Annotated in this window: 16 protein-coding genes; 6 read left to right on the forward strand and 10 right to left on the reverse strand. The window is 68.0% G+C overall.

The genetic code is table 11. From position 1 onward, the window contains the following. Positions 1-60 precede the first annotated feature (60 nt). The 3 genes from DIE03_RS04475 to DIE03_RS04485 form a co-directional block, all read right to left on the reverse strand. Positions 61-1,479: a sensor histidine kinase gene (locus DIE03_RS04475; RefSeq protein WP_124447875.1), complete on the reverse strand. Its 1,419-nt coding sequence runs from the start codon at positions 1,477-1,479 to the stop codon at positions 61-63. Beyond that, complete coding sequence (locus tag DIE03_RS04480; protein ID WP_124447877.1) at positions 1,476-2,156, reverse strand: response regulator; 681 nt, start codon at positions 2,154-2,156, stop codon at positions 1,476-1,478. Before DIE03_RS04480 ends, DIE03_RS04475 begins: the two co-directional genes overlap by 4 nt. A gap of 125 nt (positions 2,157-2,281) precedes the next feature. Further along, on the reverse strand, positions 2,282-3,517 hold the full coding sequence (locus DIE03_RS04485; RefSeq protein WP_124447879.1) for a multidrug effflux MFS transporter: 1,236 nt from the start codon (positions 3,515-3,517) through the stop codon (positions 2,282-2,284). A 102-nt stretch (positions 3,518-3,619) separates the two neighbouring features. Between DIE03_RS04485 and DIE03_RS04490 the strand changes: the two genes are divergently transcribed. The 5 genes from DIE03_RS04490 to DIE03_RS04510 all read left to right on the forward strand — a co-directional run bounded on the left by DIE03_RS04490 (position 3,620) and on the right by DIE03_RS04510 (position 10,615). Continuing rightward, a complete protein-coding gene (locus DIE03_RS04490; protein WP_124447881.1) occupies positions 3,620-5,092 on the forward strand; it encodes a PLP-dependent aminotransferase family protein in 1,473 nt (490 codons plus the stop codon). A 220-nt stretch (positions 5,093-5,312) separates the two neighbouring features. Then, a complete protein-coding gene (locus DIE03_RS04495) occupies positions 5,313-6,413 on the forward strand; it encodes an ABC transporter substrate-binding protein (RefSeq protein ID WP_124447883.1) in 1,101 nt (366 codons plus the stop codon). Positions 6,414-6,533: 120 nt separating this feature from the next. Continuing rightward, a complete protein-coding gene (locus DIE03_RS04500; protein ID WP_124447885.1) occupies positions 6,534-8,306 on the forward strand; it encodes an iron ABC transporter permease in 1,773 nt (590 codons plus the stop codon). Further along, positions 8,299-9,366 carry an ABC transporter ATP-binding protein gene (locus DIE03_RS04505; RefSeq protein ID WP_124447886.1) on the forward strand — a complete coding sequence of 356 codons (1,068 nt, stop codon included), beginning with the start codon at positions 8,299-8,301 and terminating at the stop codon, positions 9,364-9,366. The genes DIE03_RS04500 and DIE03_RS04505 overlap by 8 nt, the downstream gene beginning before the upstream one ends. 157 nt (positions 9,367-9,523) lie before the next feature. Continuing rightward, entirely contained in the window at positions 9,524-10,615 is a 1,092-nt protein-coding gene (locus tag DIE03_RS04510; RefSeq protein WP_124447888.1) for a porin, read from the forward strand. A 141-nt stretch (positions 10,616-10,756) separates the two neighbouring features. Here the strand turns inward: DIE03_RS04510 and DIE03_RS04515 are convergent, their stop codons facing one another. Both DIE03_RS04515 and DIE03_RS04520 read right to left on the reverse strand, forming a co-directional pair. Next, entirely contained in the window at positions 10,757-11,722 is a 966-nt protein-coding gene (locus DIE03_RS04515) for a zinc-binding alcohol dehydrogenase family protein (RefSeq protein WP_124447890.1), read from the reverse strand. 46 nt (positions 11,723-11,768) lie between these two features. Continuing rightward, the gene (locus DIE03_RS04520; RefSeq protein ID WP_124447892.1) at positions 11,769-12,020 is read right to left on the reverse strand and encodes a hypothetical protein; all 252 of its coding nucleotides are present in this window, start codon (positions 12,018-12,020) and stop codon (positions 11,769-11,771) included. Between the two features lie 95 nt (positions 12,021-12,115). Here DIE03_RS04520 and DIE03_RS04525 point away from each other — a divergent pair, with 95 nt between their 5' ends. After that, a complete protein-coding gene (locus DIE03_RS04525; protein WP_124447893.1) occupies positions 12,116-12,907 on the forward strand; it encodes a helix-turn-helix domain-containing protein in 792 nt (263 codons plus the stop codon). A gap of 29 nt (positions 12,908-12,936) precedes the next feature. On the opposite strand, the gene hpaI is transcribed toward DIE03_RS04525, so the two are convergent. From hpaI to hpaE, 5 genes are read right to left on the reverse strand one after another with little or no spacing between them, the layout of a single operon-like run. Continuing rightward, complete coding sequence (gene hpaI, locus DIE03_RS04530) at positions 12,937-13,743, reverse strand: 4-hydroxy-2-oxoheptanedioate aldolase (RefSeq protein ID WP_124447895.1); 807 nt, start codon at positions 13,741-13,743, stop codon at positions 12,937-12,939. 12 nt (positions 13,744-13,755) lie between these two features. Continuing rightward, on the reverse strand, positions 13,756-14,559 hold the full coding sequence (hpaH, locus tag DIE03_RS04535) for a 2-oxo-hept-4-ene-1,7-dioate hydratase (RefSeq protein ID WP_124447897.1): 804 nt from the start codon (positions 14,557-14,559) through the stop codon (positions 13,756-13,758). Positions 14,560-14,579: 20 nt separating this feature from the next. Further along, entirely contained in the window at positions 14,580-14,972 is a 393-nt protein-coding gene (locus DIE03_RS04540) for a 5-carboxymethyl-2-hydroxymuconate Delta-isomerase (RefSeq protein WP_124447899.1), read from the reverse strand. 44 nt (positions 14,973-15,016) lie between these two features. Further along, positions 15,017-15,865, reverse strand: coding sequence for a 3,4-dihydroxyphenylacetate 2,3-dioxygenase (gene hpaD / locus DIE03_RS04545; protein ID WP_124447901.1), 849 nt, complete (start codon positions 15,863-15,865; stop codon positions 15,017-15,019). A gap of 50 nt (positions 15,866-15,915) precedes the next feature. Next, on the reverse strand, positions 15,916-17,379 hold the full coding sequence (hpaE, locus tag DIE03_RS04550) for a 5-carboxymethyl-2-hydroxymuconate semialdehyde dehydrogenase (RefSeq protein ID WP_124447903.1): 1,464 nt from the start codon (positions 17,377-17,379) through the stop codon (positions 15,916-15,918). Positions 17,380-17,391 lie beyond the last annotated feature (12 nt).

A 17,391-nucleotide genomic window follows, 5' to 3' on the forward strand; every position in this document is an offset into this window, starting at 1 on the left:
AAAATAGCAGCGTATTACGACGACATCAAATTAATCACTGAATTGTCGATTTAATTGTTTTTATTTCTGCAGCCCTGCATCGATCGCCACCGGCAACCACACCGCCACGTCCAACCCACCGCCGGGCGCATCGCCCAGCGTCACCCTGCCCTGGTGCACGCGTGCGATCTCCCGCACGATCGACAACCCGAGCCCCGTCCCCTCGACCGTCTGCGTCTTGCTGCCGCGATGGAAGCGTTCGAACACCGCGTCGCGTTCGTCCGCCGGGATGCCCGGCCCGTTATCGATCACGTCGAGCCGCGCCTCTGCGCCGTCGCGCGACACGCGCACCGTGATCACCGCATGGTCGCCCGCATAGCGGACCGCGTTGTCGATGAGGTTGCCGATCATCTCGCCGAGCAGATCGGACTGCCCGAGCACGTCGACGTCGGCCTCGTGCTCGAAGCCGAGATCGATGTCGCGCGCGCGAGCGACAGGCGACCAGTCGAGCGTCACGCTGCGCGCGAGCCGGTGCAGTTCGACCGGCTTGTGCGCGACCGCGTGGCCACTGTCCGAATCGAGCCGCGACAGCGACAGCAGCTGCTGGACGATCTTCGCGGCTTGCCGCACCGCGCCGTTCGCGCGCCGCAGGTGCCCGTTCGCGCGCGGCTGCTCGTCCGGTCGCAGCGCGAGCTCGACGCCGGCCTGCACGGCCGCGAGCGGCGTCTTCAGCTGATGGGCCGCATCGGCGAAGAAGCGGCGCCGCGCCACCTGCATCCGCTGCGTGCGGCCGATGTACTGGTTGATCGAATCGACGAGCGGCGCGAGTTCGCTCGGCATCGCGCCGGTATCGAGCGGCGTCGTGTCGTCCTCGCTGCGGGCGGCGACGGTGGCCGACAGCCGGTTCAGCGGCCGCAGCCCGCGCCCGACGCCGAGCCACACGATCCCGAGCGCGAGCACGACGAGCAGCCCCTCCTGCAGCAGCGACCCGATCAGGATCTCGCGCGCGAGCGCCTGGCGCGCCTCGATCGTCTCGCCGACCATCACCCACACGATGCGCGACTGCGCGGTCGGCACGTCGTGCACCGGGATCCGCAGCGCGGCCATCCGCAACTGCTCGCCGCGATAGACGACGTCGTAGTAGCGCGTGACGAACAGCGCGCCGTCGCCTGCGTCGCGCCCCTGCGGCAGCGGCAGGTCCGGATAGCCGGTGATCGTGTGGCCGTTGTCCTCGCGGATCAGGTAGTAGATCTTGCCGCCGTCGCTCGACTCGAGCATTTCGAGCGCGAGATACGGCAGGTCGACCTCGATCTCGCCGTCGTTGAGCCGCACGCCTTCGCGGATCGACTTTAGCGACGACGACAGCGTGCGGTCGAACGCGACGTGCGCGGCGCTCATCGCACGCTGGTACGTGAGCCACGAGTCGAGCGCGAGCAGCCCGAGCAGCGGCAGCAGCAGCCACAGCGCAACCTGCGTGCGCAGGTTCGGGCGGCGGGTCATTCAGCGCTCTCCGCCTTCGCTTCGAGCAAGTAGCCCAAGCCGCGCAGCGTGACGATCGCGACGCCCGTGTTTTCCAGCTTCTTGCGCAACCGGTACACGTAGATCTCGATCGCATCGGCGTTGACCGACTCGTCGATCCCGAAGATCTTCTCCGACAGCGTGTCCTTGTTGATCGCGCGACCGTTGCGCAGGATCAGCACCTCGAGCACCGAGCGCTCGCGCGGCGTGAGCGACAGCGGCTCGCCCGCGAGATGAAAGCTGCGGTCGATACTGTCGTACGAAAGCGGCCCGCATTCGACGCGCGAATGCTCGTGGCCGAGGCTGCGCCGGATCAGCGCGCGGGCGCGCGCTTCCAGTTCGGTCAGCTCGAACGGCTTCGCGAGATAGTCGTCGGCGCCGAGATCGAGCCCCTTCACGCGGTCCTCGACCGACCCGTGCGCGGTGAGGATCAGCACCGGCACCGGGTTGCGGCGCGCGCGCAGCCGCCGCAGCACCTCCAGCCCGTCGAGCTTGGGGAGCCCGAGATCGAGGATCACCAGCGCGTAATCCTGCGTGCGCAGCACGTGGTCCGCCGCCTCGCCGTCCGCCATGTGATCGACCGCGAAGCGCGCGGCGCTCAGCGCGTCGTTCAGCGACTGGGCCAGGTTCGGGTTGTCTTCGACGAGCAGCACGCGCATGGGGATTCCGGTAAGGTCAGCGACAGGCCGCTACATTACATGATCCTTTCCATGCCGACGCCTCGCGGAAACACGGGTTGCGCGGGGGCCGCCAGGCCGCCGCGCCCCGCCGCGACGGCCACTGCTCAGCGCTCGGCAGCGGCTCGGTCACCCGTCGCGAAGCGTGCATCTCCCGTCGCGCGCCGCTCGCGAAAGCCGACGACCACCGCGACGAACGCGACGCTCGCGCCGGCCGTGACGACGATCATCGGGCGCGCGGTGCCGTCCGACAGCGCCGCCAGCACGCCGCCGCACGCGGCCGTGATCGCCATCTGGATAAAGAAGAACAGCCCCGACGCCGTGCCGGCGATCGTCGTGTAAGGCTGCATCACCGCGAACTGGCAGGCCGGAATCGCGATCCCGACGGCGATCATCACGACGAACATCGGCACGACGAGGGCCGCCACGGCCGTCGGCGCGATCGCGCCGCCGACCCACAGCGCGGCGGCGCCGGCCAGATTGACGACTGCCGCCGCCGCGATGACCGCATCGGCTTGCCAGCGCTTGCCGGTGCGCGCGAACGCGCTCGAACCGATCAGGTAGCCGAGCACGGTCACGCCGAAGATCGCCGCGTAGACCGGGCCGGACACGCCGATTTGCCGCTGGAACAGCGTCGACGATTCCGCGATGAACGGGTAGTACGTGCAGTAGACGAAGCCGATCGCCAGCGAGTAGCGCAGGAAACGTCGGTCGCGCAGCAGGCCGGCGTAGGTCTGCAGGAGCCGCGGGCCCGGAGCCGGTCGCGCAGCGCGTTCACGCGTCTCGGGCAGGTAACGCAGCACCATCGCGGTCGCGACCAGCCCGCCCGCCGCCAGCCATCCGAACACGCCGCGCCAGCCGAACCACTCGGCAATCGCGCTGCCTGCCAGCGGCGCGACCACCGGCGACAGCGCCATGCCGGCCGAGATATGACCGAGCATCGCGGCCTGCGTCGCGGCCGGATAGCGCTCGCGCACGATGACGCGGCCGATCACCGTGCCGGTGCAGCCGCCCAGTGCCTGAAAGATGCGCGCGACGACGAGTGCCGGAATACCGGTCGACAGCGCGCACGCCACGCTCGCGACGACGTACACGCACAGGCCGCCGAGCAGCACGGGACGGCGGCCCCAACGGTCGGACAGCGGCCCCGACACCAGCATCGACAGCGCATAGCCGACCATGTAGAGGGTCAGCGTGAGCTGCAGCTGCGCGTCGGTGCCGTGCAGCGCATCGGCCATCGCGGGCAGCGACGGCAGGTAGGCATCGATCGTGACGCGCGGCAGGCACACGACAAGCATCAACAGGAACAACCAGCCCCGCTGGGGCAATGAACGTGTCTTCATGCGGCAAGTCCGTTTCCGGTCCGGAGAGAGAGGTCGACAGCAATCTAAGGGGAAAGTGATATAATCTGAAGGACCATTAAATCGACTATTGACTGGACCACTATGCCGCGAGGCAAAGCCGCGATTCCACTCGACCTGCCACGCCCTTCCGGGCTGTCGGCCGGCAGCCCGCAGTCGAAACAGGAATGCATCGCCGACACGATTCGCGGCGCGATCCTGAAGCGCCTGCTGCCCGCCGACAGCCCGCTGCCGTCGAGCCGGACGCTGGCCGCGCGCTGGGACATCGCGCGCGGCACCGTCGAAGCCGCATACGACATCCTGTGCGCCGAGGGCTACGTCGCGCGCACCCAAGGGTCCGGCACGCGCGTCTGCGCGGTGGTGCCGGACAGCTATCTGCGCGCGGCCGCGCAGCCTCGTCCCCGCGACACACGTCCCGCACCCGCGAGCGCCCCGGGCGCAGCCGAACCCGAACACGGCGTGCGCCCCGGCGTCCCGTTCGTCGCACGGCTCGCCGATCCCGGCCTGATGCCGATGCAGCAATGGAAGAAGGCGCTCGGCGCGAGCCTGCTGGCCGCGACGGCGAACGACCTCGGCGCGACGCCCGCGCAAGGCATCGACCGCCTGCGCGACGAAATCGCCGCGTACCTGCGGGAATATCGCGGCATCCCGTGCGACGCCGGCGACATCTTCATCACGACCGGCATCCGCCATTCGATCGACCTCGTCGCACGCACGCTGCTCGCGCCCGGCTCGACGGTGCTGATGGAAGACCCCGGCTACGTGTCGGCCTGGCAGATCTTCACGATCGCGGGCGCGACCGTGATCGACGTGCCGGTCGACCGCGAAGGCATCGACACGGCATCGCTGGACCGGCATCCCGATGCCTGCGCGGCCTATGTGACGCCCGCGCATCAGGCGCCGCTCGGCGTGACGATGTCGGTGTCGCGCCGGCTCGAACTGCTCGACCGCGCGCAGCGCAACCGCACGTGGATCATCGAGGACGACTACGACGGCGAATTCAGCTACCAGACGGCCCCGCTGCCCGCGCTGAAATCGCTCGACGCGTGCGACCGCGTGATCTATTGCGGCTCGTTCAACAAGACGCTGTTCTCGGGGTTGCGCATCGGCTTCATGGTCGTGCCGAAAACCTTGCGGCCGGCGCTGTCGGCCGTGTGGCACGCGACCGCGCGCGCGGTCGGCGTGGCGCCGCAGCTGGCGCTGGCGCGCTTCATCGCCGACGGCGATTTTGCGAAGCACCTGCGCGCCGCGCGGCACGCGTACCGCCAGCGCCGCGACATCGTGCTCGACCAGTTGGCGAAGCACGCGGGCGGCAGGTACACGGTATCGGGCGAGCACGCGGGCTTTCATTTCGTGCTGTGGCTGCCGCCCGGGATGGACGCCGCCGCGTATGTCGCCCAGGCGCGCGCGGCCGGCATCGCGTTGCAGCCGATCCGCGAATTCTGTCGAAGCGCCCGGCGCGACGCGGGCGTCGTCGTCGGATATGCCGCGCTGACCGCCGCGCATGCCCGGCATGGCGGTCGGATCCTCGGCAAGCTGCTGGCGGCCTCCGAATAGCCCGTCGTCGTGACAGGCTTGCGCGCCCGCCCGTGCGTCGCCTTCTTCCCCTTTTCGCACCGTGCCGCACGCCGTGAAACCCGCGGTAGCGGCCGCGTCGACCTCGGGAAATCCATGACACAAACGACGCGACTGCGAACAGAAATGAAAGCAGGCTGAAAGTGCCCCGCAATTAACATCCGCGTCACTCGAACAACACAATGCGTAACTGGAGGAAGACATGCCGTTTGCACCGAAGCACCTCGCCGCCGCGCTGGCTATCGTCCTGGGCACCGCCGCCGGCAGCGCCGCCGCACAGGTTCCGGCCGGGTATCCGGGTAACTACCAGGGCGTGATCGACGCCGCGAAGAAGGAAGGCAAGCTGATCGTCTACTCGACGACCGACACGGGCCTCGTGCGCCCGCTGATCAAGGACTTCGAAAGCCTGTACGGCGTGAAGGTCGAGTACAACGACATGAACAGCACCGAGCTGTACAACCGCTACATCAGCGAGAACGCGGCGAGCAGCACCAGCGCCGACGTGCTGTGGAGCTCCGCGATGGACCTGCAGGTCAAGCTCGTCAACGACGGCCTGATGGCGTCCTACGATTCGCCCGAAAGCCCGAACGTGCCGCAATGGGCGCAGTACCAGAAGCAGGCGTACGGCACGACCTTCGAGCCGCTCGCGATCGTCTACAACAAGCGCCTGATCCCCGAGAACGAAGTGCCGAAGACGCGCGCCGAGCTGATCAAGCTGCTCGCGTCGCAACCGGACAAGTTCAAGGGCAAGCTCACGACCTACGACGTCGAGAAATCCGGCGTCGGCTTCAACGCGCTGACGCAGGACGCGCACCTGAACGAGAAGGTCACGTGGGAACTCGTGAAGGCGATCGGCGCGACCGGCCCGAAGCTGCAGTCGAGCACGGGCGCAATGATGGAGCGCATCTCGTCGGGCGAGAACCTGATCGGCTACAACATCTTCGGATCGTACGCGTACGCGAAGGCAAAGAAGGACAAGTCGATCGGCTACGTGTTTCCGAAGGACTACACGCAGGTCGTGAGCCGCCTCGTCACCATCTCGAAGAAGACGAAGAACCCGAACGCCGCGAAGTTGTGGGTCGACTACCTGCTGTCGAAACGCGGCCAGACGCTGATCGCAAACCAGGCGAACCTGTACGCGATCCGCACGGACGTGACCGGCGAAACGTCGGCCGCGGGCCTCATGAAGGAACTCGGCGATTCGCTGAAGCCGATCCAGATCGGCACCGGCCTGCTCGTCTACCTGGACCAGTCGAAGCGGCTCGCGTTCCTGAAGCAATGGCAGCAGGCGATCAAGGGCTGATCGCCTGATCCGCTGATCGGCTTCGGCCGGCCAACGGCCGCCCGCCACGTTGCGCGGGCGGCCCCTTCCCCATACCGACTTCCTAGAGGCGGCCATCCGGATGGCCGCAGGGGCGAACTCATGCTTTCAACCAGCACCCGCGGCACGGCACCGGCCGTTCCGCCCGCCACCGGCCCGCGCGGCGCGATTCCCGCGCTGCCGGTCAGCAGCCTCCAGCCGCTCGCCGGCATGCTGCGCTGGATCGTCGTCGCGGTACTGACCGTCGCGGTCGCGCTGCCGCTCGGCTTCATCCTGTTCCAGAGCCTGTTGTCCGCGCCGTTCTTCGATGCGAACAAGACGCTCGGCATCGAGGGCTTCCGTTTCGTCTTCAGCGATCCCGATTTCTGGTCGGCCGTGAAGAACTCGTTCGTCATCGCCGGCGGGATGCTGTTCATCTCGATCCCGCTCGGCGGCATCCTCGCGTTCCTGATGGTGCGCACCGACCTGCCCGGCCGCCGCTGGCTCGAACCGCTGCTGCTCACGCCGGTGTTCGTGTCGCCGATGGTGCTCGCGTTCGGCTACGTGGTCGCGGCCGGCCCGGTCGGCTTCTACTCGGTGTGGTTCAAGGAACTGTTCGGCGTGCAGAACGTGCCCTGGAACGTGTACTCGGTCTTCGCGATCACGGTGATCGTCGGCCTCACGCACGTGCCGCACGTGTACCTGTACTCGTCGGCCGCGCTGCGCAACCTCGGCTCGGACGTCGAGGAAGCCGCGCGCGTGACGGGCGCCCGCCCGTTCCGCGTCGCGCTCGACGTGAGCCTGCCGATGACGATGCCCGCGCTGCTGTTCGCCGGCGTGCTGGTGTTCTTCCTCGGCTTCGAGGTGTTCGGGCTGCCGCTCGTGCTCGGCGATCCCGAAGGCCACCTCGTGCTCGCGACCTACCTGTACAAGCTGACCAACAAGCTCGGCGTGCCGTCGTATCACCTGATGGCCGCAGTCGCCGTGTGCATCGTCGCGATCACGTTCCCGCTCGTGCTGCTGCAGCGCCGCCTGCTGAAGACCGCGAACCGCTTCGTCACCGTGAAGGGCAAGGCCGGCCGCGCGACGGTGCTGCCGCTCGGCGTGTGGCGCTGGGTGGCGCTCGCGATCGTCGCGCTGTGGCTGATGCTGACCGTGATCGTGCCGATCTCGGGCATCGTGCTGCGCGCGTTCGTAACCAACTGGGGCGAAGGCGTCGCGCTCGCCGAGGTGCTGACGCTGTCGAACTTCGTCGAGCTGTTCGAGCAGGACAACCTGGTGCGCGCGATCGTCAACACGCTCGGCATCGGCGTGATCGGCGGCGCGCTCGCGATCGGCTTCTACTCGCTCGTCGCGTTCGCCGGCCACCGCCGCCCCGACTGGGCGACCAAGCTGCTCGACTACCTCGTGCTGCTGCCGCGCGCGGTGCCGGGCCTGCTCGCCGGTCTCGCGTTCCTGTGGATCTTCCTGTTCGTGCCGGGCCTGCGCGAGCTGAAGAACTCGATGTGGAGCATCTGGATCGCGTACACGGTCGTGTGGCTCGCCTACGGGATGCGGCTCATCCAGAGCGCGCTGCTGCAGGTCGGCCCCGAGCTCGAGGAAGCCGGCCGCAGTGTCGGCGCGACGCGCAGCCGCGTGTCGCTCGACGTGACGCTGCCGCTCGTGCGCTTCGGCCTGCTCGCCGCGTGGCTGCTGATCTTCATGATCTTCGAGCGCGAATACTCGACGGCCGTCTACCTGCTGTCGCCCGGCACCGAAGTGATCGGCGCACTGCTCGTGTCGCTGTGGGCGACCGGCGCCGTCGACCAGGTTGCCGCGCTTTCTGTCATCAACATCGCGATGGTCGGCGCCGGTCTCGGCGTGGCCCTGCGCTTCGGAGTGAAACTTCATGGATAAGCTCATCGTCGACGACCTGCATCTCAGCTACGGCGCCAATCCGATCCTCAAGGGCGTGTCGTTCGAACTGAAGGCCGGCGAAGTCGTGTGCCTGCTCGGCGCGTCGGGCAGCGGCAAGACCACACTGCTGCGCGCGGTGGCCGGCCTCGAACAGCCGTCCGACGGCCGCATCCAGCTCGACGACCGCGTGTTCTTCGACGGCGCTCGGCGCGTCGACCTGCCCGTCGAGCAGCGCTCGCTCGGCCTCGTGTTCCAGTCGTACGCGCTGTGGCCGCACCGCACCGTCGCCGACAACGTCGGCTACGGGCTGAAGCTGCGCCGCGTCGCGCCGGCCGAACAGAAGCGCCGCGTGCAAACCGCGCTCGACCAGCTCGGCCTCGGCCATCTCGCGGAACGCTTTCCGCATCAGCTGTCGGGCGGCCAGCAGCAGCGCGTCGCCATTGCACGCGCGCTCGTCTACAACCCGCCGGTGATCCTGCTCGACGAGCCGCTGTCGAACCTCGACGCAAAGCTGCGCGAGGAAGCGCGGGCGTGGCTGCGCGAACTGATCGTGTCGCTCGGGCTGTCGGCCCTGTGCGTGACGCACGACCAGACCGAAGCGATGGCGATGTCCGACCGCATCCTGCTGCTGCGTAACGGCCGCATCGAACAGGAAGGCACGCCGGCCGAGCTGTACGGCGCGCCGCGTTCGCTGTACACCGCCGAATTCATGGGCAGCAACAACCGGATCGACGCGCGCGTCGCCGCGATCGACGGCGAATGCGTGACGCTCGCCGGCGACGGCTGGGAGTTGCGCGCACTCGCGCGCGACACGCTCGCGCCGGGCCAGGACGCGCAGGCCGTGATCCGCCTCGAACGCGTGCAGGTCACCGACGGCCCGGGCGCGAACCGGCTGCAGGCCGACCTCGTCACGTCGATGTATCTCGGCGACCGCTGGGAATACCTGTTCCATTGCGGCGACATGCGCCTGCGCGCGTTCGGCCATGTGCCGCGCGCGGCCGGCAAGCACTGGATCGAATTCCCGACCAACGACTGCTGGGCGTTCGCGAAGGCGGGCTGACCCGGTCGCGGCGGCCGGTGCGCCGCTGCGGATGAATTCAGGCACACCTCCCTTTGCGACTCGCATCGGCGGACGCCTCATAGCGTCCGCCGACAGCGCGGCGAGTAACCGTTTTCTGTTTCAACCAGCCCACAAAAACCAAGGAGACACCGTCAAAATGAAGTCACGCGCAGAACGTTCCATTCGAACAGTAGTCCTCACCGGTTCGGCCGCGGCAGCCTGTATCGCCTTGCCGGCCGCGCACGCGCAGTCGTCGGTCACGATGTACGGGATCATGGATGCCGGCATCGAGTACACGAACCACGCGGCGCCGGAAGGCGGCAGCTCGGTCAAGCTCAAGTCGGGCAACAAGAACACGTCGCGCTGGGGCTTGCGCGGCGTCGAGGATCTCGGCGGCGGGCTGAAGGCCGTGTTCCGCCTCGAAAGCGGGATCGACCTCGCGAACGGCGCGCTCGACGACGGCCCGGACTCGATCTTCGCGCGCCGCGCGACGGTCGGCCTGAAGAGCAAATGGGGCGAACTGACGCTCGGCCGCAACTACACCGTCACCTACGACTACATGCTGCCGTTCGACCCGATGGGTTATGCGCAGAACTACTCGTGGGCCTCGTCGTCGATGGCGACGGGCGGCCGCAAGGACGGCATGTTCACGCGCTCGTCGAACGCGGTGCGCTACGACGGCGAATTCAGCGGCTTCAAGTTCGGCGCGCTGTACGGCTTCGGCAACGTGCCGGGCAGCATGAAGACCAGCTCGAAATACGACTTCGCGGTCGGCTACGAGAAAGGCCCGTTCGCGGCGGTCGTCACGTTCGACCGGCAGAACGGCGCGGCCGACAGCGTCACGCCGGTCGATACGGTCAACTATATCCAGGGCATCCATGCCGGCCTGAGCTACGACTTCGGCAACCTGAAGACGATGGCCGGCTACCGCAACTACAAGCGCACGTTCCGCACCACGGCGGCGAACCAGTTGAGCGACATGGTCTGGCTCGGCGGGTCGTATCAGTTCACGCCGGCGTTCTCGCTGATCGCGGCCGTTTATCACCAGAACATCAAGGGCGGCAGCGACGCCGATCCGACGCTGGTGTCGATGCGCGCGAACTATGCGCTGTCGAAGCGCACGGTGCTGTATGCGGCCGGCGCGTTCGCGATCGCGAAACACGACCAGAAGGTCGGCGTGTCGCGCGATTTCGCGGGATACGGCACGACGCAGGTCGGTGTCACGGCGGGGATTCAGCAGCGGTTCTGACGCGTGGGCCGGCGGGCGGCGGTAGTCGGTCGACCGCCCTTCTGCCAGGCCACGCGCGGCGGCATCGCGGCAAACCGCCGACCGCCGCCGCGCAGCGCACCCCTCGCGCCGTGCCCAGCGCGCTGCGTTTCGATGCACCGCTCACTCGCCGCGCATCGTGAACACCGGGCGCACGAGGCTGTTCACATCGCCCCAGTGTTCGCCGACGTCGGACAGCGGCACCGTGCGCGTGTCGATCGCGAGACCTGCCGGCCCGGCCGCGTCGAACACGCCGCGCACCGACGCCAGCAAGCGCGGCAGCGATACGCTGCCGATCCCGCTGCCCATCAGTTCGATTGCAGTCGCCCGCAGCACGGCCCCCGGCAACGACACGTCCGCGCCGCCGATCGAGCCGATCTGCACGTATCGCAGCCGACGGCCGGCCGGTAACGCCTTCGCGGCGGCAGACAGCAGCGTCTGCGCGCTGGCGCCCCACAGATAGTCGAGCACGACGTCCACACCGTCACGGAAATGCGGTTCGAGTGCACGCGCCAGATGGACGTCGTCCTGCTGCAGCGACACGACCGCATCGGCCCCGGCGCTCGTCAACGCCTGCAGCGCAGCCGCGTTGCGGCCCGTCGCGATCACCTTCGCGGCACCGAGACGCTTCGCGATCCGCACCGCCAGCCGCCCCGACGTACCCGTCGCGCCGTTGACGAGCACCGTCTCGCCCGCGACGAGCCGCGCGCGTTCGGTCAGCGCCGCCCACGACGACATCCCCGGAATCGCAAGCGCCGCGGCCGTGACATCGTCGAGCGTGTCCGGCAGCGGCACGCATTGCGTATCAGGCACGATCGTACGTTCGGCCATCGCGCCGAACGGCACGGGGGCGCCGAAGAAGTAGACACGCCGGCCGTCGTCGTGACGCCGCCCCACGCCGTCGACACCAACCACGAACGGATAGCGTCGGTCCGACGAGTAATGCGTGCCGGCCGCGCGCCCCTGCGCGATCCGGCTCAGCGCGGACGCCGTCACGTCGATCAGGCTGTGGCCCGGCATCGCGTGCGGCGCATCGAATTCCATGTGAACGGGACGCTCGCCGGCGCCCGTCACGACTGCTGCTTTCATGGCGACTCCTTGATTCGGGGATCTCGATCGACGGTTCGGGCGCGCATCAGCGTGCGTCTAGCCATGCGCGCAGCGCGGGATCGCGCACTTCCAGCACGTCGAACAGGCCGAGCGCACGCAGCGCCGGCAACGCGTCGATCGCATCGGCCTCCGCGCGCACCCGGTCGGCGGGTGCTGCATTCGGGTCGGTCAGCACACGCGCGTTGACCAGGAACGCGCCGACGGTCCCCTTGCGGATCGTCGTTCCGCCGGTTTCGATCTGGTCGGCATGGTCGGGGAGCATCTGGTCGGCTCGCATCGTGTCGTACTCCGGTTGTCATCGATGGACGCAGTGTAGGCATGCGAAATCGGCCGATCTCCGGTATAACGGCCATTCGATACCGAAATCCGGCCATGTCCGATCCGCTCCTGCCCGCCCGATTCGTCACATCCGACGACGGCCCGTTCGTGGTCGCCGCCGTGCTGTCGCAACGCGACCCGCGTGTCACGCCGGCGCATTCGCATGCGCGCGGCCAGCTCGTCGGCGCGCTGAGCGGGCTGGTGACGATCGGCCTCGACGACCAGGACTGGGTCGTGCCGGCGATTCATGCGATCTGGATTCCGCCGCATTGCCGGCATTCGCTGCGCTCGTTCGGGCCGATTTCCGGCTGGTCGGCATTCGTCGCCGAAGCGCGTTGCGCAGCACTGCCCGCTGCGCCGCGTGCGATCCGCACGACGCCGCTGCTGCGCGAAGCCGTGCAGCGCGCGGCAAGCTGGGGCGATTCGGAACTGGATGCCGCACAGACGCGGATCGCCGACGTGATCCTCGATGAAATCGCGTCGTCGGAGGTCGAGGCGCTGGGGTTGGTCCGGCCGCAGGACCCGCGGCTGATGAAGATCACCGACGCGCTGGCCGCGGATCTCGCGGACAACCGGCGGCTGGAGGAATGGGCCGAATGGGCCGGCATCGGTGCGCGTACGATGAGCCGCCGCTTCGTCGCGGAGACGGGGCTGACGTTCGCGCAGTGGCGTCAGCAGGCGAGGCTGCTGCGCGCGCTGGAGCGAATCGCGGATGACGTGCCGGTGACGACGATCGCACTCGATCTCGGGTACGACAACGTCAGCGCGTTCATCGACATGTTCCGGCGTGCGCTGGGGACGACACCGGGGAGGTATATGGAGGCGGGCCGGCGCAGCAACACGTAGCGTCCTTCACCGTCCCGCCGCCGACAGGCTCAATACGACCCATCGCCCTTCTTCGCCGCGTCGCCGCCCTTCCCCTTGAACTGCGCCGCCAGCCGCTCCGCACTTCTCGCCAGCAGCGTCGTATCCACACCGACCGCAACAAACAGCGCCCCCGCTTCGAGATAACGCCGTGCGGCGGCTTCATCGGCACTGAGAATGCCCGGCGCCTTGCCGGCCGCCTTGATCGCACGGATCGCGCCGTCGATCGCGGCCTGCACGTCCGGGTGCCCCGGATTGCCGAGATGGCCGAGATCGGCGGCCAGGTCGGCCGGCCCGATGAACACGCCGTCCACGCCCTCGACCCGCGCAATCGCCTCGATCGCGTCGAGCCCCGCATGCGTCTCGACCTGCACGAGGACGGCCATCTCGTCGTTCGCGCGCTGCAAGTAATCACCGACGCGATTCCACCGTGACGCACGCGCCAGCGCACTGCCGACGCCGCGAATCCCGTGCGGCGGGTATCGCGTCGCGGCCACGGCCGCGCGCGCTTCGTCGGCGCTCTGCACCATCGGCACGAGCAGCGTCTGCGCGCCGAGATCGAGCACCTGCTTGACGATCACCGGATCGTTCCACGGCACGCGCACGACCGGATGCGACGGGTACGGCGCGATCGCCTGCAGTTGCGCGAGGATCGTCGGCACCGTGTTCGGCGCATGCTCGCCGTCGATCAGCAGCCAGTCGAAACCGGCGCCCGCGACGACCTCGGCGCTGTACGGATTCGCGAGCCCGAGCCACAGCCCGACCTGCGCGTCGCCGCGCGCCAGCGCGGCCTTGAACACATTCGACGGAATCTGCATCGTTCGCTCACCTCACTCGAAGTAGCACTGGATCGTTCCGAGCGAGCCGTAGTCGACGCTGAACGTGTCGCCCGATCGCGCCGCGCACGGCCGCGTGAACGAGCCGCCGAGCACGATCTGCCCCGGTTCCAGCGCGACATCGAAGCGCGCCAGCCGGTTCGCGAGCCATGCGACGCCGTTCGCCGGATGGTTCAGCACGCCGGCCGCGACACCCGTTTCCTCGACCACGCCGTTGCGCGACATGATCGCCGCGACCCAGCGCAGGTCGACGTCCTGCGGCCGCACCGGGCGGCCGCCGATCACGACGCCCGCGTTCGCCGCGTTGTCGGCGATCGTGTCGAACACCTTGCGCGGCCGTTTCGTGTCCGGGTCGATCGACTGGCTGCGCGCGTCGATGATCTCGAGCGCGGGCACGACGTAATCGACCGCGTCGTACACGTCGAAGATCGTGCAGTTCGGGCCCGAGAGCCGCTTGCCGAGCACGAACGCGAGCTCGACCTCGACGCGCGGCACGATGAAGCGGCCGGTCGGAATCGTGCCGCCGTCTTCGAAGAACATGTCGTCGAGCAGCGCGCCGTAGTCGGGCTCGTCGATCTGCGACGTGTTCTGCATCGCCTTCGACGTAAGGCCGATCTTGTGACCCTTCAGCGTGCGGCCTTCCGCGAGCTTGAGAGTGACCCACGCGCGCTGGATCGCATACGCGTCGTCGATCGTGATGTCGGGATGGTCGAGCGAGATCTGGCGAATCTGCGTGCGCGCGCGCTCGGCGTCGTGCAGACGCTGCGCGAGCTGGTCGATGATGGCGGGTTCGAGCATGGTCGGATCGGGAATGAGGTTCAGCCGGCCCGCTTGTAGCGGGCGTGGATGTTGTTGTGCTTGTACGAGCCGCTTTCGCTGAACTCGGTCAGCTCCATCGACAGCGCGAGGTAGCGTTTCGCGTACAGCTCGGCGAAATGCGCCTTGATCGCGTCGAACAGCGCGTCGCACGCAGCGTGCTTCGTTTCGTCGCTGCGGCCCGCGCCGATCTTCAGCGTCACGTGGACGAACGCGTCGTCCTCGGTGCCGTCGGCCACGCAGTAGTCCTGCAGCTCGATCGCGCGCGAGCGGATGCCGCCGGTCGGGAACACGCCGCCCTGCGCGATCAGCGTCGCGTTGATCGTGCGCAGCAGCGCGGGAATGCGCGCGTCGTCGCGGATGTTCGCTGTGTATTCGACGACGATGTGAGGCATGGCAAATCTCCGGTCGGATTCGGTTGCTTGGCGGGCCGCCGCGCTCAGGCCAGCGGGAAGATCGCGTTGATCTGCCCGGTGCCCGAACTCGCGAAATAGTCGGTGACGATCTCGACGGGCTTGTCGTAGCGGTCCCAGCCGAGCAGCCCGAGCAGCATCGCCGTGTCGTGCATCCCGCCTTCGCCGTGGCAATGCAGGTTGTACTCCGGCAGCATCGCGCAGAAGGTCTTGAAATCGCCCTGCTTCCACAGCTCGACCACGCGCAGGTCGACCTGCCGGAAGAATTCGCGGCTGATCTGGTGGATCGATTCCTCGGGGCTGTCGTTGTCGTTGAAGCGGTGCGACAGCGAACCGCTCGCGAGGAACGCCACGTTCGAATCGCTCTTCTCGATCGCTTCGAGCAGCGCCTCGCCGAAGCGGCGGCTTTCGTCGAGCTGATGCCACATGCACCAGCCCGCGATCGACACGACCTTGAAGTGCTGGTCGCCATTCATGTAGCGCATCGGCACGAGCGTGCCGTATTCGAGTTCGAGGCTGTCGATCTCGTGCGCGCGCGTCGCGATGCCGCGCTCGGTGGCCGTCTCGGCGATCAGCCGGCCGAGCGCCGGGTTGCCCGGATACGCGTACTGCATGTCGCGGATGAAATGCGGCAGCTCGTTGCTCGTGTAGGTGCCCGCGAACCGCGCATTGCAGTTCACGTGATACCCGGCATTGACGAGCCAGTGCACGTCCGACACGACGATCGTGTCGACGCCGAGCGCGCGGCAGCGCTCGCCGATCAGCTGGTGGCCGCGGATCGCCGCTTCACGGCAGCCGTGATGCCGGCCGGGCAGTTCCGACAGGTACATCGACGGCACGTGCGTGATCTTCGCGGCGAGGGACAGTTTGCCCATCGTTCAAGTCTCCCTATCGTTCGTTCTTGCGGCGACACGACCGGCGCCCGTCACACGCCCCAGCGCGGGATGTGATGCGAACCCATCGAGATGCACACGTTCTTGATCTCCGCGAACACCTCGAAACTGTATTCGCCGCCCTCGCGCCCGGTGCCCGATTCCTTCACGCCGCCGAAAGGCTGGCGCAGGTCGCGCACGTTTTGGCTGTTCACGAACACCATCCCGGCCTCGATGCCGCGTGCCAGACGATGCACCTTGCCGACGTCCTGCGTCCAGATGTACGACGCGAGGCCGTACGCCGTATCGTTCGCGAGCCGCAGCCCTTCGTCTTCGTCCTCGAACGGGATGATGCACGCGACCGGCCCGAAGATCTCTTCCTGCGCGATGCGCATCCGGTTGTCGACGTCGGCAAACACGGTCGGGCGCACGAAATTGCCGTTGCGCAGATGATCGGGCAGCCCGGCCGGCTTGTCCGCGCCGCCCGCGACCACACGTGCGCCTTCCTGCTCGCCGATGCGGATATAGCCCGTCACCTTCTCCCAGTGCTGGCGCGTGATCATTGCGCCGAGATTCGTGCCCGGATCGGACGGATCGCCGACCACCAGGTTGTTCGCGCGGCGCGCGAATTCCTGCACGAAGCGATCGTAGATCGTGCGCTGCACGAAGATCCGCGACCCGGCGGTGCAGCGTTCGCCGTTGATCGAGAAGATCGTGAACAGCGACGCATCGAGCGCGCGATCGAAATCGGCGTCGTCGAAGACCAGCACCGGCGACTTGCCGCCGAGCTCCATCGAATACTTCTTGAGGCCGGCGCGCTCCATGATGCGCTTGCCGGTGACCGTGCCGCCGGTGAACGACACCGCACGCACGTCCGAGTGGCGCACGAGCGCGTCGCCGGCCGTCGCGCCGAAGCCCTGCACGACGTTCAGCACGCCGGGCGGAATGCCGGCTTCGAGCGCGAGCCGGCCGAGCTGGTCGGCCGTCAGCGGCGACAGCTCCGACATCTTCAGCACGGCCGTGTTGCCGAGCGCGAGGCACGGCGCCGTCTTCCACGTGGCCGTCATGAACGGCACGTTCCACGGCGACACCAGCGCGCACACGCCGACCGGCTGGTACAGCGTGTAGTTCAGCATCTGGTCGTCGACCGGATACGTGCGGCCGTTCATCTGCACGCACACTTCCGCGAAGAAGTTGAAGTTCTCGGACGCCCGCGGAATCAACTGCTTGCTCGTCTGCGCGATCGGCAGGCCGGTGTCCTGCGTCTCCAGCGCCGCGAGCATCGGCACGTTCTTCTCGATCAGCTCGCCGAGCTTGCGCATCAGCTTCGCGCGCTCCTTCGCGGGCGTGTTCGCCCATTTCGGGAACGCCGCCTTCGCCGCGCGCACGGCCGCGTCGACCTCGGCCTCGCCGCCCGACGCGACGTCGGTGATGACTTCGCCCGTCGCGGGGTTCAGCGTCGTGAAGGTCTCGCGGCTCTCGACTTCGCGGCCGTCGATCCAGTGCTTGATGGTCATATGCTCTCCTGG

It is taken from the genome of Burkholderia sp. Bp8992 (assembly GCF_003853705.1).
GTDB lineage: Bacteria > Pseudomonadota > Gammaproteobacteria > Burkholderiales > Burkholderiaceae > Burkholderia.